Consider the following 21,694-nt stretch of genomic DNA (forward strand, 5'->3'; position numbering starts at 1 on the left):
GCAATGGACCATATCCGCAACTTTTCGATCATCGCCCACATCGACCACGGCAAATCGACCCTGGCCGATCGCATCATCCATCTCTGCGGCGGTCTGTCCGACCGCGAAATGGAGGCTCAGGTGCTCGATTCGATGGATATCGAGCGCGAGCGCGGCATCACCATCAAGGCGCAGACAGCGGCGCTGCAGTACAAGGCGCGCGATGGCAAGGTGTACAACCTGAACCTGATCGATACGCCGGGACACGTCGACTTCTCCTATGAAGTCTCGCGCTCGCTGTCCGCCTGCGAAGGCGCGCTGCTGGTCGTCGATGCCTCGCAGGGTGTCGAGGCGCAGACAGTGGCCAACTGCTACACGGCGATCGAACTCGACGTCGAAGTATTGCCGGTGCTGAACAAGATCGACCTGCCGTCGGCCGATCCGGATACCGCGCGCCAGGAAATCGAGGACGTGATCGGCATCGACGCCACCGACGCAGTGCTCGCTTCAGCCAAGACCGGCCTCGGCGTCGAGGACATCCTCGAAGCCGTGATCGCCCGCGTGCCGCCGCCCAAGGGGGATGTCAGCGCGCCGCTGAAGGCGCTGATCATCGACTCGTGGTTCGACAATTACGTCGGTGTCGTCATGCTGGTGCGGGTCGTCGATGGCGAGATGAAGCCGAAGGACAAGCTCTACTTCATGGCCACCGGCGCCACCCAGTTGTGCGAGCAGGTCGGCGTGTTTACGCCGAAATCGCTGCCGCGTCCTTCGCTGAAAGCTGGCGAGGTCGGCTTCGTGATTTCCGGGATCAAGGAACTGAAAGCCGCCAAGGTCGGCGACACGATCACCCTGGCCGACCGCAAGGCTGCCGAACCGCTGCCCGGTTTCAAGGAAATCAAGCCGCAGGTGTTCGCCGGTCTCTACCCGGTTGAATCGAACCAGTACGATTCGCTGCGCGAAGCGCTGGAAAAGCTCAAGCTCAATGACGCCTCGTTGCAATATGAGCCGGAAGTCTCGCAAGCGCTCGGCTTCGGTTTCCGCTGCGGCTTCCTCGGCCTGCTGCACATGGAAATCGTCCAGGAGCGCCTGGAGCGCGAATTCGACCAGGACCTGATCACCACCGCGCCGACCGTGGTCTATGAGGTCGTGCAGCGCGACGGTTCGGTGATCCAGGTCGAGAATCCGGCCAAGCTGCCGGAAGTCAGCAAGGTCGAGGAGGTGCGCGAGCCGATCATCACCGCCACCATCTTCGTGCCGCAGGATTACCTGGGCAACGTCATCACGTTGTGCAACCAGAAACGTGGCAACCAGGTCGACATGCACTACCACGGCCGCCAGGTGAAGCTGGTTTATGAAATGCCGATGGCCGAAGTGGTCATGGATTTCTTCGACAAGCTGAAGTCCTGCTCCAAGGGCTACGCGTCGCTCGACTACGATTTCAAGGAATATCGCGCCGCCGACGTGGTCAAGCTCGACATCCTGATCAACAGCGAGAAGGTCGATGCGCTGTCGCTGATCGTGCACCGTTCCAACTCGCAATATCGCGGCCGCGAACTGGCCTCCAAGATGCGCGAACTGATTCCCCGCCAGATGTACGACGTCGCCATCCAGGCCGCCATCGGCTCGCACATCATCGCCCGCGAAAACGTCAAGGCGATGCGCAAGGACGTGCTCGCCAAATGCTACGGCGGCGACATCACCCGCAAGAAGAAGCTGCTGGAGAAGCAGAAGGCCGGCAAGAAGCGAATGAAGCAGGTCGGCTCGGTGGAAATCCCGCAAGAAGCCTTCCTTGCCGTGCTGCGCGTCGACAACTGAGATAACGCATGAACTTCGCCCTGATCCTCCTCGTCCTGACTGTCGTCACCGGCATCCTCTACGCGATCGACATCCTCAAGTTCCGCAAGCTGCGCGCCGCCAACGACAAGCAGCCGCTGTGGGTGGAGTGGGGGGGCGATTTCTTCCCGGTGATCCTGATCGTCTTCGTGCTCCGCTCCTTCCTGTTCGAGCCGTTCAAGATTCCCTCGGGCTCGATGATTCCGACACTGCTGGTGGGGGATTTCATCCTCGTCAACAAGTACGCCTATGGCATCCGTCTGCCGGTGATCAATACCAAGGTGATCGACATCGGCGAACCGCAGCGCGGCGACGTGATGGTCTTCCGCTACCCCGAGGATCCTTCGCTCGACTACATCAAGCGTGTCGTCGGGCTGCCTGGCGACACCATCGAGTACCACAACAAGCGGCTGCGCATCAACGGCGAGCCGATAGCGGTGAAGCCCGAAGCTGATTTCCTGCACACCGAGCGCAATTTTTATTCGCAACAGTTCACGGAAAAGCTCGGCGAAGTCGAGCATCGCGTCCTCAACGATGCCGATACACCAGCCTTCATCCCCGGCGTATCGTCCTTTCCCTACCGGGAGAATTGCACTTACAATGCCAGTGGCGTGTCTTGCAAGGTGCCGGAGGGGCATTACTTCATGATGGGCGACAATCGCGATAACAGTCGCGATAGCCGTGCCTGGGGTTTTGTGCCGGAAGAGAACATTGTCGGCAAGGCATTTTTCATCTGGCTGAATTTCAGCGATTTCAGCCGTATCGGTTCGTTCAGGTAAGGTGAGAGTAATGAAACATCAACGCGGCGTGGCATTGACCGGTCTGATCCTGTGGGGCATCGTCCTCATCCTCGTGGCCGTTCTCGGCATGAAGGTCATTCCTTCGGTTATCGAATACTACAAGATTCAGAATGCGATCAAGGCAGTGGTCGAGAAGGCCAAGCCGGAGGCGACCGTACCGGAGTTGCGCGCTTCCTTCGATAAATTCGCCCAGGTCGATCAACTGGCCTTTCCGTCGAAGAATCTCGACATCTTCAAGAACAACCGTGGGCTGGTCGTCATTGAATTTGCCTACGACAAGAAGATTCCCTTGTTTGCCAATGCCAGCCTGCTGATCGAATACAAGGGGACGACCGCCAAGTAGGCATGAGTTTGCAGACCATTGCCGAGCGGATCGGCCATCGCTTTGCCGATCCGGCGCTGTTGCGGACGGCGCTGACCCATCGCAGTTTTGGCACGCCCAATAACGAACGGCTGGAATTCCTCGGTGACGGCATCCTCGACTGCGTCATCGCTGCCGCGCTATATCACCGTTTCCCGGCGCTGCCCGAAGGTGATCTCTCGCGCCTGCGTGCCAATCTGGTGCGCCAGGAAAGCCTGCACCGGCTGGCGCAGCAGCTGGAAATCGGCAAAGCCCTGCGCCTGGGCGAAGGCGAACTGAAAAGCGGCGGCGCGACGCGTCCGTCGATCCTCGCCGATGCGCTGGAAGCGATCTTCGGCGCGATTTACCTCGATGCCGGTTTCGACACCGCGAGCAGCGCGATTTCCCGCCTCTATGCGGCGATGCTCGACGAACTCAAACCCGGGCAGTTCCAGAAGGACGCCAAGACCCGCCTGCAGGAATGGCTGCAGGGCAGGAAGAAGCCGCTACCGCGCTATGTGCTGTTGGAAACCAGCGGCGCCGCCCATGAACAATCCTTCGTCGTTGCCTGCGAAATCGATCAGCCGGCGCTGCGTACCCGCGGTAGCGGCAGCAGTCGCCGCATCGCCGAACAGAACGCCGCCGAAGCGGCCTTGAAAGCCCTTAATCCATGACCGAAATCCGCTCCGGCTACATCGCCATTGTCGGCCGACCCAATGTCGGCAAATCGACGCTGCTCAACCACCTGATCGGCGAGAAGATCAGCATCGTCTCGCGTAAGGCGCAGACCACCCGGCACCGCATCACCGGCATCCTGACCGAAGCCGACGCCCAGTTCGTCTTCGTCGACACGCCGGGCTTCCAGACCAAGTTCTCGAACGCGCTGAACCGGGCAATGAACCGTGGCGTGACGCAGACGCTGAACGACGTCGATCTCGTCCTCTTTGTCATCGAGGCCGGCCGCTACGACGCCAAGGACAAGGCGGTCGTCCGCTTGCTGCCGAAGGACCGACCGGTGATCCTGGTCATCAACAAGACCGATCTCTTGAAGAACCGGGAAGCGCTGCTGCCTTTCCTCGCCGAAGTCTCGGCCGATTTCGATTACACCGCCGTGGTCCCGGTCAGCGCCGCCAAGGGCCGGCAGACGCAGGACTTGCTCAAGGAGGCACGCAAGCACCTGCCGAACGAGGGCCTGATGTTCCCCGAGGACGATCTGACCGACAAGTCGGAGCGTTTCCTCGCCGCCGAATACATTCGCGAGAAGGTTTTCCGCCTGCTCGGCGACGAACTGCCGTACGCCACCGCCGTCGAGATCGAGAAGTTCGAAATCGAGGGCAACCTGCGCCGGATCTTCGCCGCCATCGTCGTCGACCGTGAGAACCACAAGGCGATCGTCATCGGCAAGGGCGGCGAATCCTTGAAGCGCATCGCCAGCGAAGCGCGCCAGGACATGGAGCGGCTGTTCGACGGCAAGGTCTATCTCGAAGTCTGGGTCAAGGTGAAGTCGGGCTGGAACGACGACGAGCGCCTGCTCAAGAGCCTCGGCTACGAGTAAGCACGTTTCGCCATGAGTCTGCGCAGCAAGGTCGACGGCCAGCCCGCCTACGTGCTGCACAGCATGCCGTTTCGCGAGACCAGCCTGATCGTTGAAGTCTTCAGCCGCGATTTCGGACGCATGGCCTTGCTCGCGCGCGGCGCTCGCAGGCCGCGGGCGGCGATCCGCGGCCTGCTGATGGGCTTCCAGCCGCTGGAAATCGGCTGGGCCGGCAAGGGTGAGGTGCTGACGCTGATGAAGGCCGAGTGGGTCGGCGGCCAGCCACTGCTCGGCGGCGAGGCACTGTTCTGCGGCTACTACCTGAACGAACTGCTGATGCACCTGCTGCCGCGCGAGGACGCCCACCAGACGCTGTTCGCCCGCTATGCAGAAACGCTGCAGCGCCTGGCCGCGCACAACGACGCGGCGACCCGCGAAGGCGACCTGCGCAGTTTCGAGAGGGCGCTGCTGCAGGAGCTTGGCTACGGCCTGATGCTCGAGCATGACGCCGCCGGCGAGCCGATTGCCGCCGAGGCGTTCTACACTTACCGGATGGAGCAGGGGCCGGTGCGCCTGGCGCATGCTGAGGCCGACGCCCAGGTGGTGCGCGGCAGCAGCCTGCTCGACCTTGGCGCCGGCGATTTCTCCAAGCCGCGTTCGCGCGGCGAGGCCAAGACGCTGATGCGCACGCTGTTGAGCTATTACCTGGGCGGCCAGGAACTGGAAACCCGCAAGATTTTCAAGGAGTTGCAGGAACTATGATCGAACTCGGCGTCAACATCGACCACATCGCCACCGTCCGCCAGGCCAGGCGCACCTACGAACCCGATCCCGTCTGGGGCGCCGTCGAGGCGCATCTTGGCGGCGCCGACGGCATCACCGTGCATCTGCGCGAGGATCGCCGGCACATCCAGGATGCCGACGTCCGCCGGCTCAAGGAAACGACGCAGATCAAGCTCAACCTGGAAATGGCGGCGACCGACGAGATGGTCGGCATCGCCTGCGCGACCCGGCCGGAAATGGCCATGCTGGTGCCGGAAGGCCGGCACGAGGTGACCACCGAGGGCGGCCTCGACATCGTCGGCCAGGAAGCCCGCCTCAAGGACGTGATCGCCCGGCTGCGCGACGCCGGTATCACCACCAGCGTCTTCATCGACGCCGAGATCCCGCAGATCGAGGCGGCGGCACGGATTGGTGCCAGCGTCTGCGAGATCCACACCGGCCCCTACGCCCATGCCTTCTACGAGAAAGGCCGCGATGCCGAAGCGCCGGCGGTGCTCGCCGAACTGCAGAAAATCCGCGCCGCCGGCCGCGCCATCCGCCAGCTCGGCATGCGCTTCAACGCCGGCCACGCACTCAACTACTACAACGTCCAGCCGGTCGCCCGGCTGGACGGTATCCGCGAACTGCACATCGGCCACGCCATCGTCAGCCGCGCCGTCTTTGTCGGCCTGCGCGAGGCAGTGCGCGAGATGAAGGCGCTGATGGTCGCCGCCGCCGAGCGTCCGGAAGCCGAATGATCATCGGCATCGGCACCGACATCGTCGCCGTCGCTAGGCTGCGCGGCATGTGGGAGCGCCACGGCGACAAGGCGCTGGACAAGCTGTTGGCGCCGGATGAGTTCGACGATTTCGCGCGTGCCGCCGACAAGGGGCGCTTCCTGGCCAAGCGTTTCGCCGCCAAGGAAGCCTTCGCCAAGGCCTTCGGCACGGGCGTGCGACCGCCGGTGCTGCTGCCGGCGATTGCCGTCGGCCACGACGAACTGGGCAAGCCGGTCTTCAACTTTCACGGGCAACTGGCGGAAATCGTCGAAAACCGCCGCTTGACCGCGCACCTCTCGATCAGTGACGAAGCCGAATACGCCGTCGCCTACGTTTTGCTGGAGCAAGCATGAGCGCCAAGCTGCCCGGTCCGCTGATGATCGACATCGCCGGCACCGAACTCACCGACCTTGATCGTGAACGCCTGTGCCATCCGCTGGTCGGCGGCATCATTCTGTTCACGCGCAACTACCGCGACCGCGCCCAACTGACGGCGCTGTGCGACGAAATCCATGCGCTACGCGAGCCGCGCCTGCTGATCGCCGTCGATCACGAAGGGGGCAGGGTGCAGCGCTTCCGCGACGGCTTCACCCGGCTACCGCCGATGCGCGTACTTGGCCAGTTGCACGACAGCGATCCAGCGGCTGCACTGGAGGCCGCCCGCGCCGCCGGTTTCGTCCTCGCCGCCGAGCTGCGCGCCTGCGGCGTCGATTACTCGTTCACGCCGGTGCTCGACCTCGACTACGGCCCGTCGCGGGTCATCGGCGACCGCGCCTTTCACCGCGATCCGGCGGTCGTTGCAGCGCTCGCCGGCGCCCTCGGCGAGGGATTGAAAGCCGGCGGCATGGGCACCTGCGGCAAGCATTTCCCCGGCCACGGCTACGTCATTCCCGACTCGCACGTCGAACTGCCGGTCGACGATCGGCCGCTGGCGGCGATGGCCGACGACCTGCGCCCCTACCGCGAACTGACGCTCGACGCGGTGATGGCGGCGCATGTGATCTACGAGTGCTTTGATTGCAATACTGCCGTATTTTCAAATAAATGGATAACTTATTTGAGAATCAACTTGAGGTTTGAGGGAGTCGTTTTTACCGACGATCTGTCGATGGCCGGTGCCGGTGTCGTCGGCGACATGCTGGCGCGCGTGCAAACCGCCTGGGCCGCTGGCTGCGACATGCTGCTCGTGTGCAACGCGCCAGATGCCGTCGCTCAGGTACTGGACGGCTGGCGGCCGGAAGGCGATACACAACGCGGCAAGCGCGTCGCGCGGCTGCTGCCCGCGGAAACCCGGCGCTATCCCGATCCACATGTCTATCGCGAAGCGCTGCAGGCGCTGGCGCGGCTTGCCTGAGTCAGTCGTCGCCGCCCCGGCGCGCCGCCTTCAGCGCCGAATGCCGACGCTTGGCTTCCTGACGGCGACGGACGGCACCACGGCTCGGTTGGGTGGCGCGGCGTACCTTGACCTCGGCACTCGCCGCGGCGACCAGCATTTCCAGCCGGCGCAGCGCCTCGGCGCGGTTTTTCTCGAGGCTGCGGAATTCCTGCGCCTTGATCACCAGCACGCCGTCCTTGCTGATGCGCCGGTCGTCGAGCGCCAGCAGGCGGGCGCGCACGGCTTCCGGCAGCGACGAGGCGGCGATGTCGAAGCGCAGGTGGACGGCGTTCGACACCTTGTTGACGTTCTGACCGCCAGCGCCCTGGGCGCGGATCGCGGTGAATTCGATTTCTTCGGCAGGAATCGCGGGAATTTTCATGCCCGCCAGTGTAGCGCGCCGACGCGCCGGGAACGCAGCGGCCATTCGCGGACTCCAAGCGGCGTCCGCCAACCCAGGAGATAACGATGAACGACAGCCTCTACGACATTCCGCTCAACACCCTTGACGGCCGCCCGGCCAGCCTGCGCGACCACGCCGGCGAAGTGCTGCTGGTGGTCAACGTCGCCTCGCGCTGCGGCCTGACGCCCCAGTACGAAGGCCTGGAAAAGCTGCACCGGGAACTGGCGGCGCGCGGCTTCCAGGTGCTCGGCTTCCCGTGCAACGATTTCGCCGACCAGGAGCCGGGCACGCCCGAGGAAATCGGTGCCTTCTGCAGCAGCAATTACGGCGTCAGCTTTCCGCTGTTCGCCAAGCTGCAGATCAACAGCGCGCTGCGCCATCCGCTCTACGCGGCGCTGATCGCGGCGGCACCAGCGACCGTCCTCCCGGCTGGCAGCGATTTCCGCGCCAAGCTCGCCGGCTACAACATGCTGCCGGCCAACGAGAGCGACGTGCTGTGGAATTTCGAAAAATTCCTGGTTGACCGTGAGGGTCGCGTCGTCGGCCGCTTCTCGCCCGACACCGCGCCCGACGACGCGGCGCTGCGGGCGGCGATCGAGGCGTTGCTCTGATGCCCGCCAAGCCCGACGTCTGCCTGCCGAGCGGTGACGCCGAGCTGGCGATGCTCGACGTCTATATGCCGATGATGAAATCGGCGGCCATCGTCTCGGCCGGCCAGCTCGGCCTGTTCGAAGCGCTCGCCGGCGGGCCGCTGGGTGCCAGCGAACTGGCCGGGCGGCTGCAGGCGTCGGCGCGCGGCATCGCGACGCTGGCCGATTTTCTGGTCGCCATCGGCTATCTCGAACGCCAGGGCGAGACCTATGCCAACACTGTGCCGACCCAGCGCTGGTTCACCTCGCGCGGCGCCGTCGATTACACGCCGGGCCTGCTGTGGACCGCCGAAGCCTGGCCGATGCTGGGCGAACTCGCCGGCGCGGTACGCCGCGGCGGGCCGCAGACCACGCTGTGGCAGGCGATGCAGGCGCGACCGCAGCTCGGCGAGCGGTTTTCCGCCTACATGGGCGCCTTCGCCCGCGACCTCGGCCCCGACCTGCTGGCGCGTGTGCCGGTAGGCGACGAGCAGCGCCGCCTGCTCGACCTCGGCGGCTCGCACGGCCTGCATTCGATCCGCTTCTGCGAGCGCTACCCGCAACTGAGCGCGCAGATCGTCGATCTGCCCAGCGCGCTGAGCGAGACGCCGGTGACCATCGCCGCCCACGGCCTGGCCGGACGCATCGCGCTGACCCCGGGCGACGTTCTCGATTTCGACTGGGGCCAGGGTTTCGACCTTGTCTTCTACCTCTCGGTCGCGCACAACCAGAACGCCGACGACAACCGCCGCGTCCTCCGGCGCATCCGCGACAGCCTGAAGCCCGGCGGCCTGCTGGTCATCCACGAGTACCTCGACGACCAGCCGCCCGGCGCCTACCACGCCGCCTTCAAGCTGACGCTGCTCTACGAGACCGGGACGCAGATCCACCGCGAAGCGGATTACCGCGACTGGCTGGCCGAAGCGGGCTTTGCCAGCGTCGAACGTATCGACCTCGATCCGCGGGAAAAAGGTTCGCTACTGTTGGCCCGCTGCTGAGGCTGGTTTCAGTCGGCCAGCGCGAAATCCACCGCCGCCTGCGCATGCAATCGCGTGGTGTCGAACAAGGGTAGCGGCGAGTCGTCCGGGCCAATCAGCAGCGAAATTTCCGTGCAGCCGAGAATCACCGCTTCGGCGCCGCGGCAGGCCAGGTCGGCGATGGTCGCCCGGTAAGCGGCCCGCGAAATCGCTTCGATGCGGCCAAGGCACAACTCGTCGTAGATCACACTATGAACGATCTCGCGCTGCTCGGCATCGGGCAGCAGCACGTCGAGCCCGTGCTTTCGCAGGCGCTCGACGTAGAAATCCTGTTCCATCGTGAAGCGCGTGCCGAGCAGGCCGACCCGCATCAGCCCGGCGGCCCGGATTGCCGCCGCGGTCGGGTCGGCGATGTGCAGCAGCGGTAGGTTCACCGCCGTCACAATGGCCGGCGCCACCTTGTGCATGGTGTTGGTGGGGGCATCTCAGAATTCGGAAAAAACCGTACGCTAAGCGAGCAAGTGGCTACCAGAGATGCGATTGTGAAACACTTCGTCATTTATGGTATTGTGCTAATACTGGATTAGGCGTGCAGACTCCAAGCTCACAAAAGGGGGTAGCCATGATCGGCTCGATTGGTTCGTATTCCACAACCCAGGCAGGCGGCGCGGCGGCTTTCAAAGCGGCTTCGGCGACCGAGCGGGTTTCTGACGCTTCAGAAAATCAGGGCGCGTCAGGTACGCGAGGCGGCACACAGACGATTTCCACGCTGGCCCGACAACTGGCCGCAAGCTCCAGCCGCGCCGAAGAACGAGACAAGACGCTCACCCGCTCGGAATTGGCTGACAAGGCGAAAAGCATTCTGAATCACATAGTCGGTGATTCATACTATGCAAATAAAACACTGCACGACAGCGAGATTCCCAATACCAGTGACCCGGAATTACTGTCTAGAGCCAAGCAGGCAACGGCATTCGTTAATGATGCATCTAGAGGCGGCCACTCGATTAAAAACCCATTTTCCGGCCTATCGCGAGAACAGTTGTCAAACATTATTTACGACGAGAGCGGTACGTATACGGTGAATGAGCGTCACGCCGCTTGGCGAGAGTCTTACGATCAGGAAGAAGCGTGGCGAGAGAAAGTGGCAGCCCAAGCCATGGCCGAATACAACAGCACGGGGAAACTGACGAATTTCTTCAGTTCTGTACTTGATCACTTCAAGGAACTGCCTGCTATCGAGCAAGCACAATACCCAAAGGATTATGCCACTGATCTGCAGTCCAAGATTGATCTGGATTTTAACTACCGCACACACCGAGCAGAGGGCAAAGACAAAGACCCCATGAGCTTGATCGAGATGCTATTCGAGCAAAGCACGCAACAAACCAATGAACTTCCCCAAGAGCCGAAAAACACCACTGACTCACCAACCGTAAGGAGTAATCCATGAAATTGTTGCCAAAACTGCTTGCCGCCACCTCCATCTTCGCCGCCACAGCAGCAATTGCTGGGCCGCCCGTAACGGTGACTTTCAAGAACCAAGCTACCGCAGATGCAACTTATACCATTATCACCAGCAACGAGACCAGCACGTATGCGAATGCTTCGCCCAAGCCTGCGACAACCGTTAAGGCAGGGATCAACAATTCGTACACTGTCACCAGCCTGATCAGCCCGGACGTCAACTTTGCGAATGTCCGCTACAAAATCGGCTCCAAGGAGTGCGTATTCGGCACGACCTTCGTCAATGCGCTACAACCCGGCGGCTACAAAATCCCCCAATGGAACAAGACCGCGACGGGTAGCGGCGGGGCGATCTGCACCGCTACCATCACCTCGACCAACTTGACCACCTATGCATGGACGGTCGATTTCGTAATGAAATAGCGATTTGAGTATCCGAATGCCCGGCGATTTTTGCCGGTTTTTTTCGTTATTTATTTACGGTCGTTTCGTTTTCGCACAGGTTCTAGGTTCGAAGGGGCAGTTATGATCGGTTCCATTGGTTCGTACTCCACAGCCCAGATAGGCAACGCGGCGGCGTTCAAGGCGGCTTCGGCAACCGCCCCGATTTCCGACGCTACGGAAAGTCCGGGCACATCGGGCACTCAAGGTGGCTCACAGACGATTTCCACACTGGCCCGACAACTGGCCGCGAGCGCCAGCCGTGCCGAAGAGCGGGATAAGACACTTACCCGTTCGGAATTGGCGGACAAGGCAAAGACCGCTTTGAGCCAGATACAGGGTGATGCTTACTTCACCAACAAGGCCAAACACGACAGTGAAGTGCCTAGGACGAGCGACCCAGAATTATTGGCCAGAGCTAAACAGGCGACGGAGTATGTTAATAGTGCGGCTAGAGGTGGAACCTTAGAGAAAAATCCATTTGCCGGTTTATCACGAGAGCAATTGGCAAACATCGTTTATGACGATAGCGGGACTTATACAGTCAATGAACGAAGAGCGGCATCCTATGAAGCCGATCGTCAAGAAGAAGAATGGCGTGTAAAGGTCACAACCCAAGCCATGGCCGAATACAACAGCACGGGGAAACTGACGAATTTCTTCAGTTCTGTACTTGATCACTTCAAGGAACTGCCTGCTATCGAGCAAGCACAATACCCAAAGGATTATGCCACTGATCTGCAGTCCAAGATTGATCTGGATTTTAACTACCGCACACACCGAGCAGAGGGCAAAGACAAAGACCCCATGAGCTTGATCGAGATGCTATTCGAGCAAAGCACGCAACAAACCAATGAACTTCCCCAAGGGCCGAAAAACACCACTGACTCACCAACCGTAAGGAGTAATCCATGAAATTGTTGCCAAAACTGCTTGCCGCCACCTCCATCTTTGCCGCCACGGCCGCGATTGCGGGGCCACCTGTAACAGTGACCTTCAAGAACCAAGGGACCGCAAACGCGACCTACACCATCGTTACCAGCAACGAATCCAGTACGTATGCGAATGCCTCTCCCAAACCCGCTACGACTGTGCCGGCGGCGGCTAATAACGTCTACACCGTCACCAGCACGCTCAGCCCGGACGTGAACTTTGCAAACGTCCGCTACAAAATCGGCACCAAGGAATGCGTGTTCGGCACAACCTTCGTCAACGCGCTGCAACCCGGCGGTTACAAGATCCCGCAATGGAACAAAACCGCGACGGGCAGCGGTGGGGCAATTTGCACCGCTACCATTACCTCGACCAACTTGACCACCTATGCATGGACGGTCGATTTCGTAATGAAATAAACATTTTGTCCCTCCTCTGAAAATCCCGGTGATTATCGCCGGGCTTTTCCATTATGGCCTATTCATTGTTCTTACATATCCGGGCTTAAGGCCGAATACCTCCACACCTTCTGCGCTGACCCGTCCAGCTTTCACCGCAATCCGCTCCGCTGCAGCGCCCTCCATGTTGCGGTACTCCACGAACAGCTGATTGCCTTCTTTCAGGATCGCCTCGTGGGGTATGACAATAGCAGTGTCATTCTGATAAGTGATGATCGACAACTTGGCACTCATCCCCAACTTGAGGCGCTTCTGTTGCTCGGCGCTCAGCGCCGGCATGGCCACTATCACTTCATAGTTTGCCCCTGAGCCTGGTGAATCTATTGCAACGACTTGGGCGCCCACCGAGGCAACGTTTCCGCTCAGTGTAATGCCATCAAAGCCGTCGCCTGTGATTTCAACTAACTGGCCTTCCTGCACCAAGTTGATGTCAACCTCTTCCACCTTCGCAACAACCTTGAGTTGTTCCAGACTCGCCAGGCCAAAAAGTGGCTGCCCCCGGCTGACGCGAGCGCCGCGCTGTACGGGTTCTGCCGGTGATCTATCGGGTGCAACACCAGGCACGCGCATGATGATTCCAGCAAATGGCGCAACCAGTTCGCGCCGAACCTCCAATGCACGCAACGCCTCGTATCTTGCTGTGGCATTGGCGAGTTCCATTTCAGCAATTTGCCGATCCTCGCCACCTCCCTTTGCCAGTACCAACTTGAACTCTGCCTGCGCCGCAGTCAGATCTAGGCGCTGCGTGTTCGCCTGCTGCTCCAAGGCATCAACTTCCATGCGTGGCACGATGCCGCGTGCCAGTAAAGCACTGGTTTCAGCCAGTTTGCGTTCAGTATCGCCCAAGCTCATTTGGATGGTCGTCATGGCTCGGCGTGCCCGAGCCACTTCCTGACCTTGCGACCAATGCGCCAGGTCATGCACGGCACGCTTCGCTTTCAACAATCCGGCCAGCGCTTCACGTAACTGGATGTCCAATTGGGCGGTATCGAGTTGCAGCAGTACCTGCCCGCGTTCAACCCGATGGCCTTCCTCGATGATCTTTTCCTGGACGTTGCCATCAAACGGTGCCGTAAAGGTGACGAGGGATGCGGGCTCAAGACGCCCCACCAGCCCTAAGCGCAAAACCATGGGTTTTGATTCGATACGTAGCCACTGTGGCTCCGGCGCCTGAATCGACTCGTTGGCCTGGTACGCGACGACGGCGCCCCCCAGGGCCAGCAAGATGGCGCCGGCTAGAAGCCATGTCTTGAGCCGTGACCCAAGCAGGCGGTTTAGTTTAGTCATTGAGTGCAATATCCCAACTCTCCAAAGTCATCCCCAGTTTTTCGTCCAATAATGTCTGCGCATTCAGGTAGGCGATCAGTGCATTTAACTGAGCATTCTCTGCATTGCGCAGATCGGTCTCGAAACTTAGTACCTGGAAATTGCTGGAACGTCCTACTTTCAGCTTGTCGCGCTCGATTTCAAGCTTGCGCAACGACAGTTCTCGGGCACGCTGGGCGATTTCGTATTGACGCCAGCGCGTGCCCACGTCACGCACTGAATCGCCCACATCGCGCTCCGTCAATTGCTTCATTTCGGCGAGCCGGATGGCCTTGTCTTTAACATCGACCTCTGCCCGAATTTCGTTCTGACGCGGCCGCAAATCCCCAATAGGAATATTGAACTGAATCCCCGCGTACTTATCCCATTGCCGATCTAGGTTACTGATCTGGTCGCCAAAAACCTTGTCACGCAATTGGCTCGCCCCTCCGACCAAGGAAACATCCCACAGTCGTTGGTTCTTGGCTACCCGGAGGTTAATCGCCGCCTGTTCGCTCGAAATCAGTTGCATCAAATATTCCGGCTGATTTTCCAGCGCAATACGCAAAGCCTGGGCCACATTGAGGTCGACACGTTTGGCCCCCAAGGCGTCGCTCGCTCTAACCGGTGTATTCAGATCGAAGGCCAGGAGCCGCAGCAGCCCCCGCCGGCTGGCATCAAGGTGATTGGCAGCTTCTTCGACACCAAGCTCCTGAGTGGCTGCATCGGCCTCGGTTTGCACGATTTCGAACTCAGCCATGCGGCCTGCCGCGATCAAGGCTTTGTTCACTTCCATGAGTTGTTGCGAACGCGCCAGTGCATCACGCGCGATGCGCAGTTGCTCCTGGGCGCGCAGCAATTCCCGATAGGCCACCGCGATTTGGGTGACAGTTTGCGAAATGGTAGCTTTCAGACTGAGTCGATTGGCTTGCTCACCCAAACGTGCAAGGCGTACCGGAGCAGTGGTGACTTCTGGCCCGGCATCGCGCAACAGTGGCTGGATGATGGTAAAGGTCAGCCCGTTGCTCTGATAGCGGCCGGAACGATCAGTCTGGTTAATTCGGTTCGTCCATGACAAGCTGACTCGCGTACCCAATTCGGTCAGTAAGGTCGTGGTGGGGCTCACTTCGCTGGTGCGGTAGCGATCGTCTTGATTGCTACCGATGAGGGAACGCCCGGCTAACACCAACTTGGGCGTAAATTGATCTTCGGCTACTCGCAAATCGAATTTCTGTGCGACGCGCTGCAAGAATGCGCTACGAATGGCGCGGTTATCGCGCAGCCCAAGAAATACAGCGTCGGTCAAACTCAGATCGACCATCTGATCATTCAAGGATGCCGATAACTTGCCAGGCATCGTGGCTCGTGATGGCTCCAGCGTATCTGTGGTCCATGCCAAGTTGCACAGACCACTAAGCAAGGCGATGGCGACGAACTTTTGCTTATACATTTCGTAGCGCTTGGACGGGTTGTAGTCGGGCTGCGGAAATAGCTGGATACAGACCGAAAAAAAGCCCAATCAGTAACGAGCTGCCACATCCCAGAAGCAAGGATTCAGGGGCAAATGAGAATTGCCACCCCGAAACGTGCGTAAAAACATAGGCAACGACAAGCCCCAATATGCCCCCCAACACTGCTCCGATAATGGATAGAGTCCCGGCTTCCAGCAAAAACAAGTTACGAATATCGCGTGGGCGAGCCCCCAACGCCATACGAACGCCGATCTCTCGCCGCCGCTCTGAAACGTTCATCAACATGACATTCATTACACCTACCCCGCCTACCAAAAGGGAAATACCCCCCAAGCCAGCGAGTAGATAGGAAAACGTACTGGCCTGGCGCTTGAGTCCGTCAAGCAGGTGTTGCGGTATTTGTACCTCTACCTCGCGGCCATTCGCCCATCTGCTCAGGTAATTGCGTAAAGCCCTTGCCGTAGTGGGGAGTTCGGCCGTGGCGAGCACCTTGCCAACCACACTGCCAATTTCCGGGGTTGGCCGTAAGCGACGCATGCCGTCGATAGGTAGTATCACCGATTCGTCAATAGCCACCGGTATCAACGAACTTGTAGTTAAGCCTTCGGCAATACCGATGACCTGGAACAGATAGTTTTCGATCTGCAACAGGCCGCCGACTTGTAAAGAATTTCCCTTCGCACCGAGGTCGCGTGCGACGCGTGCCCCGACCACGACAAAGGTTTCACGATGATCAAAGTCGGAAAGGAAGCGGCCCTCTTGGATTTTCAGACCCAAGGCAGGGGCCAAGTCAGCGGAGGTGCCAACTAGAGTAGCTTCTGCTATTTGCCCATTTAGGCTTACACGCGCCGAATGTATTGTGATCGGTGCGACATGGGCGATGGCAGGCACGGCTTCTTTCAGTGCGTCCGCGTCCAGGGACAACGGAAGTAGGCGCTTGTTCTGTGGCGAATCTGGAAAAGTGACAATCAAGGTATCGGCGCCCAAGTCCTTGAAGGCACGAATCGATTCATCGGCCGCATTGCGGCCGATATTGAGCAGCGCGATGATCGACGCGCTGCCTACGACAATACCCAGCAGCGCCAGTAAGGATCGCCGTCCCAGCAGGCGTAGACTATGAATGGACTCGGTAAGCAATTGAAATGGCGAAGGGCCGTGATGTTGAACAAAGCGCCTATGCATATTTCCCCGCTTCCGGGATGAATGCCTCGTGCAAGCCCCCATCGAAGACTTCAATCTGTCGATCTAGCTGCTTCGCCACTGAGGCGTCGTGCGTCACCACCATCAGCGTAACGCCCTGCTCACGGTTAAGTTCCAGTAGCAAATCCATGACGCCGGCGGCGGTCGTGCTATCGAGGTTGCCGGTAGGTTCATCAGCCAAGATGATGGCTGGATTGCCGACCAGGGCGCGCGCTATTGCTACACGCTGGCACTGTCCGCCGGACAATTCTGCAGGTCGGTGCTCAGCATGGCCTGCCAGACCTACTCGTCGCATTTGGTCTAGTGCATACGCATGCGCTTCGTGATGCGACATTCCACGATATGTTAACGGCAAGGCCACATTGGCCAATGCGGTAAGGTGCGGCAACAAATTGAATGACTGAAAAACAAACCCGATCTCGCGATTGCGAATAGCCGCCAGTTCATCCACGCTTGCTGTCAGCATGTCTTGGTCGGCGAAGCGGAATTGACCTGATACCGGGCGATCAAGCAGCCCAAGAATATTAAGCAGCGTGCTCTTTCCCGACCCGGACGCTCCGAGAAGGGCGCACGTCGTGCCCCGCCAAAGAGTTAGGGAGATATTTTTCAATATGGGAATTACTCGCTCCCCAATACGGTAAGACTGGCTGATGCCTTCCAGCGTCATCAGGGCTTGCGCTTTACATTCTGGTGAACTGTTCATTGGGGAACCCAGGTCATCTCGGAAAACGGAGTAAAACGTGCATCACGCGCGCATCGAGGCTGGAATCCAGCGGTACAGGGTCGGCACCGACACACCAAGGTTTTTCGCCACATCCCGAGGCGGGATGCCGCTGGCCAGGAGTTTCTTGGCAGATTCGATTTTGCTGTCGGTCATTTGGCGTTTGCGACCGCCCTTGCGACCAAGCTGGCGAGCGACCTCCAGCCCGGCGCGGGTGCGTTCCACCGTCAGTTCCCGTTCCATTTCGGCCAAGCTAGCCATGACGTGGAAGAAGAACCGACCTGATGGGGTGCCGGTGTCGATGGCGTCGGTGAGGCTCTTGAACTGGACGCCTTGCCTATGCAGTTCGCTAACCAGATCGACCAGGTTCTTGACGCTGCGACCCAAGCGATCCAGCTTCCAGACAACAAGGGTGTCGCCCTCGCGCAGCAGTTCCAGCGCTTTGGTGAGTCCGGGCCGCTCGGCTCGGCTACCGCTGATCTTGTCGTCGAAGACCTTCTTGCAGCCCGCTTTGGTCAAGGCTTCGAGTTGAAGATCAAGGTTCTGATCCTGAGTCGAGACCCGTGCATAGCCGATCAGCATGACTTGGCACACACAGGGTCGTTTCGATTGTCGGCATCTGCATCCCGGCGCACAGCGGGCAGTTGCTTCAGCAGCTCCGACAATGCCGTTTGCACCGTCTCCCACCCCACATCAAGGTTGATGTCGAAATATCCGTGGGCGATGCGGTTGCGCATACCGCGCATGCTGCGCCACGGCACTTCGGGGTGAGCCTGGGTGAACTCGGCGTAGCTGTCCATTACCTTTGTGGCGGCCTCGCCGATGATGATTAGACTCATGATGACGGCCTGCTGGGTGCGCTTGTCAGTCAAGAAGTCGTCTTTGGCCAGACCCTCCACGAAGGCGCTGGCATCGGTCGCGGCCTGCTGCATGTGGTCGAGGTAGTCAGGAAGGCGGTTCTCGTTCATAGCGGCTGCGCCTCCGCGAGTACATTGGCCCGGAATTTCGGCGGCAAATCGGCAGGGGTCAGCAGATCGACGTGAATACCAAGCAGCGATTCCAGTTCGTCTTGCAGTCCGCCCAGGTCGAACAACGTCGCGCCAGGCAACGCATCGACCAGCAAATCGAGGTCGCTGCCATCCCGGTCTGTGCCATGCAGCACCGAACCGAAGACGCGCGGGTTCGCTGTTCGGAAGTGGCTCACCGCTTCGCGCACCGCGCTTCGCTTCATGTCAAGCACAACGGACGGTCGCATGGGCATCCTTTCTTATCGAAACTCGTTGAAATGATATGCGGATAAGAATAGAGTTTCAAGAACTATTTTTGAGAATTGCAATGCCTTGATTTCCCATGCCACGCCAGTTTCCTTGGCTGGCTGATCACAAACGAGCGTTTTCAAGAAGAAGGAAACCGCATGCCCCGTCGTTCGATCCTCTCCGCCGCCGAGCGCGACAGCCTCTTGGCTCTGCCCGATACCCAAGACGAACTCATCCGGCACTACACCTTCAGCGAACCCGACCTGTCGCTGATCCGTCAGCGGCGCGGCGACGCCAACCGCCTGGGCGTCGCGGTGCAGTTGTGCTTGCTGCGCCTCCCCGGGCAGGGCCTGCTGCCCGGCGCTGAGGTGCCGACGCCCCTGCTGCAATGGATCGGGCGGCAATTGCGGCTCGATCCGGCGTGTTGGCCGCAGTATGCAGAGCGGGAGGAAACCCGGCGCGAACACCTGCTCGAACTGCGGGCATACCTGGGCATGGAGCCGTTCGGCCTGGCGCATTACCGGCAGGCCGTCCATGCCACGACCGAGTTGGCCTTACAGACCGACAAGGGCGTCGTGCTGGTCAGCGCTATCCTCGACTCGCTGCGCTACCGACACATCATTTTGCCGACGCTGGATGTTGTCGAGCGCGCCTGTGCCGAGGCGATCACCCGTGCCAACCGGCGCATCTACGAAGCCTTGGCCGAGCCGCTTTCGGACGCGCATCGCCGCCGCCTCGACGATCTGCTTAAGCGCCGGGACAACGGCAAGACGACTTGGTTGGCCTGGCTGCGCCAGTCGCCTGTCAAACCGAACTCGCGGCACATGCTGGAACACATCGAACGCCTCAAAGCGTGGCAGACACTCGACCTGCCTTCTGGCATCGAGCGGCTGGTTCACCAGAACCGGCTGCTCAAGATCGCCCGCGAGGGCGGCCAGATGACGCCCGCCGACCTGGCCAAGTTCGAGCCGCAGCGGCGCTACGCGACCCTGGTGGCGCTCGCCATCGAGGGCATGGCCACCGTCACCGACGAAATCATCGACCTGCACGACCGCATCCTGGGCAAGCTGTTCAACGCTGCCAAGAACAAGCATCAGCAGCAGTTCCAGGCGTCCGGCAAGGCGATCAACGCCAAAGTGCGGCTGTTCGGCCGCATCGGTCAGGCACTGATCGAGGCCAAGCAAGCGGGCCGCGATCCGTTCGCCGCCATCGAAGCCGTCATGTCCTGGGACGCCTTCGCCGAAAGCGTCACAGAGGCGCAAAAGCTCGCGCAACCCGAGGACTTCGATTTCCTGCACCGCATCGGCGAGAGCTACGCCACGCTGCGCCGCTACGCGCCGGAATTCCTCTCCGTGCTCAAGCTGCGGGCCGCACCTGCAGCTAAGGACGTGCTCGACGCCATCGAGGTGCTGCGCGGCATGAACAGCGACAACGCCCGCAAGGTGCCCGCCGACGCGCCGACCGACTTCATCAAGCCGCGCTGGCAGAAGCTGGTGATGACCGACACCGGCATCGACCGGCGCTATTACGAGCTGTGCGCGCTGTCGGAGATGAAGAACGCGCTGCGCTCCGGCGACATCTGGGTGCAGGGATCACGCCAGTTCAAGGACTTCGAGGACTACCTGGTGCCGCCCGCGAAATTCGCCAGCCTCAAGCAGGCCAGCGAACTGCCGCTGGCCGTGGCCACCGACTGCGACCAGTACCTGCATGACCGGCTGACGCTGCTGGAAAACCAGCTCACCACCGTCAACCGCATGGCGATGGCCAACGAGTTGCCAGACGCCATCATCACCGAGTCGGGCCTGAAGATCACGCCGCTCGATGCGGCAGTGCCCGATACCGCGCAGGCCCTGATCGACCAGACCGCGATGATCCTGCCGCACGTTAAGATCACCGAACTGCTACTGGAGGTGGACGAATGGACGGGCTTCACCCGGCACTTCGCGCACCTGAAATCGGGCGACCTGGCCAAGGACAAGAACCTGCTGCTGACCACGATCCTCGCCGACGCGATCAACCTAGGCCTGACCAAGATGGCCGAGTCCTGCCCCGGTACGACCTACGCCAAGCTCGCTTGGCTGCAAGCCTGGCATGTCCGCGACGAAACCTACTCGACTGCACTGGCCGAGCTGGTCAACGCGCAGTTCCGCCACCCGTTCGCCGAGCATTGGGGCGACGGCACCACGTCATCGTCGGACGGACAGAACTTCCGCACCGGCAGCAAGGCCGAGAGCACCGGCCACATCAACCCGAAATACGGCAGCAGCCCAGGGCGAACGTTCTACACCCACATTTCCGACCAGTACGCGCCGTTCCACACCAAGGTCGTCAACGTCGGCGTGCGCGACTCGACCTACGTGCTTGACGGCCTGCTGTACCACGAATCCGACCTGCGCATCGAGGAACACTACACCGACACGGCAGGCTTCACCGATCACGTCTTCGCCCTGATGCACCTCTTGGGCTTTCGCTTCGCGCCGCGCATCCGCGACCTGGGCGACACCAAGCTCTACATCCCGAAGGGCGATGCCGCCTACGAGGCGTTGAAACCGATGATCGGCGGCACGCTCAAGATCAAGCACGTCCGCGCCCATTGGGATGAAATCCTGCGGCTGGCCACGTCCATCAAGCAGGGCACGGTGACGGCCTCCCTCATGCTCAGGAAGCTCGGCAGCTACCCGCGCCAGAACGGCCTGGCCGTGGCGCTGCGCGAGTTGGGGCGTATCGAGCGAACGCTGTTCATCCTGGACTGGCTGCAAAGCGTCGAGCTGCGCCGCCGCGTGCATGCCGGGCTGAACAAGGGCGAGGCCCGCAACGCGCTGGCCCGCGCCGTGTTCTTCAACCGCCTGGGCGAAATCCGCGACCGCAGTTTCGAGCAGCAGCGCTACCGGGCCAGCGGCGTGAACCTGGTGACGGCCGCCATCGTGCTGTGGAACACAGTCTATCTGGAACGGGCCTCAAACGCCTTGCGTGGTCACGGCCAGACTGTCGATGACGCCCTGTTGCAGTACCTCTCGCCGCTCGGCTGGG

The 21,694-nt window shown here is 60.6% G+C and carries 25 protein-coding genes; 16 read left to right on the top strand and 9 right to left on the bottom strand.

Annotation, left to right across the window (positions count from 1 at the left end; translation table 11 throughout):
• The first annotated feature begins 3 nt into the window (after nucleotides 1–3).
• The 9 genes from lepA to nagZ are packed head-to-tail and all read left to right on the top strand — an operon-like array spanning nucleotide 4 to nucleotide 7,381.
• Nucleotides 4–1,794: a translation elongation factor 4 gene (gene lepA / locus ACE3OV_RS08060; protein WP_374326469.1), complete on the top strand. Its 1,791-nt coding sequence runs from the start codon at nucleotides 4–6 to the stop codon at nucleotides 1,792–1,794.
• 8 nt (nucleotides 1,795–1,802) lie between these two features.
• A complete protein-coding gene (lepB, locus tag ACE3OV_RS08065; protein WP_374326470.1) occupies nucleotides 1,803–2,591 on the top strand; it encodes a signal peptidase I in 789 nt (262 codons plus the stop codon).
• Nucleotides 2,592–2,601: 10 nt separating this feature from the next.
• The gene (locus tag ACE3OV_RS08070; RefSeq protein WP_374326471.1) at nucleotides 2,602–2,955 is read left to right on the top strand and encodes a DUF4845 domain-containing protein; all 354 of its coding nucleotides are present in this window, start codon (nucleotides 2,602–2,604) and stop codon (nucleotides 2,953–2,955) included.
• 2 nt (nucleotides 2,956–2,957) lie between these two features.
• A complete protein-coding gene (gene rnc, locus ACE3OV_RS08075) occupies nucleotides 2,958–3,626 on the top strand; it encodes a ribonuclease III (protein ID WP_374326472.1) in 669 nt (222 codons plus the stop codon).
• The gene (gene era / locus ACE3OV_RS08080) at nucleotides 3,623–4,507 is read left to right on the top strand and encodes a GTPase Era (RefSeq protein WP_374326473.1); all 885 of its coding nucleotides are present in this window, start codon (nucleotides 3,623–3,625) and stop codon (nucleotides 4,505–4,507) included. The genes rnc and era overlap by 4 nt, the downstream gene beginning before the upstream one ends.
• A gap of 12 nt (nucleotides 4,508–4,519) precedes the next feature.
• A complete protein-coding gene (recO, locus tag ACE3OV_RS08085; RefSeq protein WP_374326474.1) occupies nucleotides 4,520–5,248 on the top strand; it encodes a DNA repair protein RecO in 729 nt (242 codons plus the stop codon).
• Complete coding sequence (locus tag ACE3OV_RS08090; RefSeq protein WP_374326475.1) at nucleotides 5,245–6,006, top strand: pyridoxine 5'-phosphate synthase; 762 nt, start codon at nucleotides 5,245–5,247, stop codon at nucleotides 6,004–6,006. Before recO ends, ACE3OV_RS08090 begins: the two co-directional genes overlap by 4 nt.
• Entirely contained in the window at nucleotides 6,003–6,380 is a 378-nt protein-coding gene (gene acpS, locus ACE3OV_RS08095; protein ID WP_374326476.1) for a holo-ACP synthase, read from the top strand. The genes ACE3OV_RS08090 and acpS overlap by 4 nt, the downstream gene beginning before the upstream one ends.
• Nucleotides 6,377–7,381: a beta-N-acetylhexosaminidase gene (gene nagZ / locus ACE3OV_RS08100; protein WP_374326477.1), complete on the top strand. Its 1,005-nt coding sequence runs from the start codon at nucleotides 6,377–6,379 to the stop codon at nucleotides 7,379–7,381. Before acpS ends, nagZ begins: the two co-directional genes overlap by 4 nt.
• A 1-nt stretch (nucleotide 7,382) precedes the next feature.
• On the opposite strand, the gene arfB is transcribed toward nagZ, so the two are convergent.
• Nucleotides 7,383–7,784, bottom strand: coding sequence for an alternative ribosome rescue aminoacyl-tRNA hydrolase ArfB (arfB, locus tag ACE3OV_RS08105; protein ID WP_374326497.1), 402 nt, complete (start codon nucleotides 7,782–7,784; stop codon nucleotides 7,383–7,385).
• 86 nt (nucleotides 7,785–7,870) lie between these two features.
• Between arfB and ACE3OV_RS08110 the strand changes: the two genes are divergently transcribed.
• Both ACE3OV_RS08110 and ACE3OV_RS08115 read left to right on the top strand, forming a co-directional pair.
• The gene (locus ACE3OV_RS08110; protein ID WP_374326478.1) at nucleotides 7,871–8,416 is read left to right on the top strand and encodes a glutathione peroxidase; all 546 of its coding nucleotides are present in this window, start codon (nucleotides 7,871–7,873) and stop codon (nucleotides 8,414–8,416) included.
• Nucleotides 8,416–9,432: a methyltransferase gene (locus tag ACE3OV_RS08115; RefSeq protein WP_374326479.1), complete on the top strand. Its 1,017-nt coding sequence runs from the start codon at nucleotides 8,416–8,418 to the stop codon at nucleotides 9,430–9,432. The genes ACE3OV_RS08110 and ACE3OV_RS08115 overlap by 1 nt, the downstream gene beginning before the upstream one ends.
• 8 nt (nucleotides 9,433–9,440) lie before the next feature.
• Here ACE3OV_RS08115 and ACE3OV_RS08120 read toward each other — a convergent pair whose 3' ends face one another.
• Entirely contained in the window at nucleotides 9,441–9,878 is a 438-nt protein-coding gene (locus ACE3OV_RS08120; protein WP_374326480.1) for an aspartate/glutamate racemase family protein, read from the bottom strand.
• Nucleotides 9,879–10,033: 155 nt separating this feature from the next.
• On the opposite strand from ACE3OV_RS08120, the gene ACE3OV_RS08125 reads away from it, so the two are divergent.
• The 4 genes from ACE3OV_RS08125 to ACE3OV_RS08140 all read left to right on the top strand — a co-directional run bounded on the left by ACE3OV_RS08125 (nucleotide 10,034) and on the right by ACE3OV_RS08140 (nucleotide 12,671).
• Nucleotides 10,034–10,864 carry a hypothetical protein gene (locus ACE3OV_RS08125; protein ID WP_272804092.1) on the top strand — a complete coding sequence of 277 codons (831 nt, stop codon included), beginning with the start codon at nucleotides 10,034–10,036 and terminating at the stop codon, nucleotides 10,862–10,864.
• Complete coding sequence (locus ACE3OV_RS08130; protein WP_374326481.1) at nucleotides 10,861–11,301, top strand: hypothetical protein; 441 nt, start codon at nucleotides 10,861–10,863, stop codon at nucleotides 11,299–11,301. The genes ACE3OV_RS08125 and ACE3OV_RS08130 overlap by 4 nt, the downstream gene beginning before the upstream one ends.
• A gap of 102 nt (nucleotides 11,302–11,403) precedes the next feature.
• Complete coding sequence (locus ACE3OV_RS08135; protein ID WP_223916842.1) at nucleotides 11,404–12,234, top strand: hypothetical protein; 831 nt, start codon at nucleotides 11,404–11,406, stop codon at nucleotides 12,232–12,234.
• On the top strand, nucleotides 12,231–12,671 hold the full coding sequence (locus tag ACE3OV_RS08140) for a hypothetical protein (RefSeq protein WP_374326482.1): 441 nt from the start codon (nucleotides 12,231–12,233) through the stop codon (nucleotides 12,669–12,671). The genes ACE3OV_RS08135 and ACE3OV_RS08140 overlap by 4 nt, the downstream gene beginning before the upstream one ends.
• A 51-nt stretch (nucleotides 12,672–12,722) precedes the next feature.
• On the opposite strand, the gene ACE3OV_RS08145 is transcribed toward ACE3OV_RS08140, so the two are convergent.
• The 7 genes from ACE3OV_RS08145 to ACE3OV_RS08175 all read right to left on the bottom strand — a co-directional run bounded on the left by ACE3OV_RS08145 (nucleotide 12,723) and on the right by ACE3OV_RS08175 (nucleotide 18,663).
• On the bottom strand, nucleotides 12,723–13,997 hold the full coding sequence (locus ACE3OV_RS08145; RefSeq protein WP_374326483.1) for an efflux RND transporter periplasmic adaptor subunit: 1,275 nt from the start codon (nucleotides 13,995–13,997) through the stop codon (nucleotides 12,723–12,725).
• Complete coding sequence (locus ACE3OV_RS08150; protein ID WP_374326484.1) at nucleotides 13,990–15,465, bottom strand: TolC family protein; 1,476 nt, start codon at nucleotides 15,463–15,465, stop codon at nucleotides 13,990–13,992. The genes ACE3OV_RS08145 and ACE3OV_RS08150 overlap by 8 nt, the downstream gene beginning before the upstream one ends.
• Entirely contained in the window at nucleotides 15,458–16,669 is a 1,212-nt protein-coding gene (locus tag ACE3OV_RS08155) for an ABC transporter permease (protein ID WP_374326485.1), read from the bottom strand. The genes ACE3OV_RS08150 and ACE3OV_RS08155 overlap by 8 nt, the downstream gene beginning before the upstream one ends.
• A complete protein-coding gene (locus ACE3OV_RS08160) occupies nucleotides 16,662–17,354 on the bottom strand; it encodes an ABC transporter ATP-binding protein (protein WP_374326486.1) in 693 nt (230 codons plus the stop codon). The genes ACE3OV_RS08155 and ACE3OV_RS08160 overlap by 8 nt, the downstream gene beginning before the upstream one ends.
• 78 nt (nucleotides 17,355–17,432) lie before the next feature.
• Nucleotides 17,433–17,990, bottom strand: a complete 558-nt coding sequence (locus tag ACE3OV_RS08165; RefSeq protein WP_374326487.1) for a recombinase family protein — start codon at nucleotides 17,988–17,990, stop codon at nucleotides 17,433–17,435.
• Nucleotides 17,984–18,376, bottom strand: coding sequence for a DUF86 domain-containing protein (locus ACE3OV_RS08170; RefSeq protein WP_374326488.1), 393 nt, complete (start codon nucleotides 18,374–18,376; stop codon nucleotides 17,984–17,986). The genes ACE3OV_RS08165 and ACE3OV_RS08170 overlap by 7 nt, the downstream gene beginning before the upstream one ends.
• Entirely contained in the window at nucleotides 18,373–18,663 is a 291-nt protein-coding gene (locus tag ACE3OV_RS08175; protein ID WP_374326489.1) for a nucleotidyltransferase family protein, read from the bottom strand. The genes ACE3OV_RS08170 and ACE3OV_RS08175 overlap by 4 nt, the downstream gene beginning before the upstream one ends.
• A gap of 159 nt (nucleotides 18,664–18,822) precedes the next feature.
• Here ACE3OV_RS08175 and ACE3OV_RS08180 point away from each other — a divergent pair.
• A partial coding sequence (locus ACE3OV_RS08180) for a Tn3 family transposase (RefSeq protein WP_374326490.1) occupies nucleotides 18,823–21,694 on the top strand: 2,872 nt, incomplete at its 3' end.

This window comes from Azonexus sp., from assembly GCF_041909095.1.
Classification (GTDB): domain Bacteria; phylum Pseudomonadota; class Gammaproteobacteria; order Burkholderiales; family Rhodocyclaceae; genus Azonexus.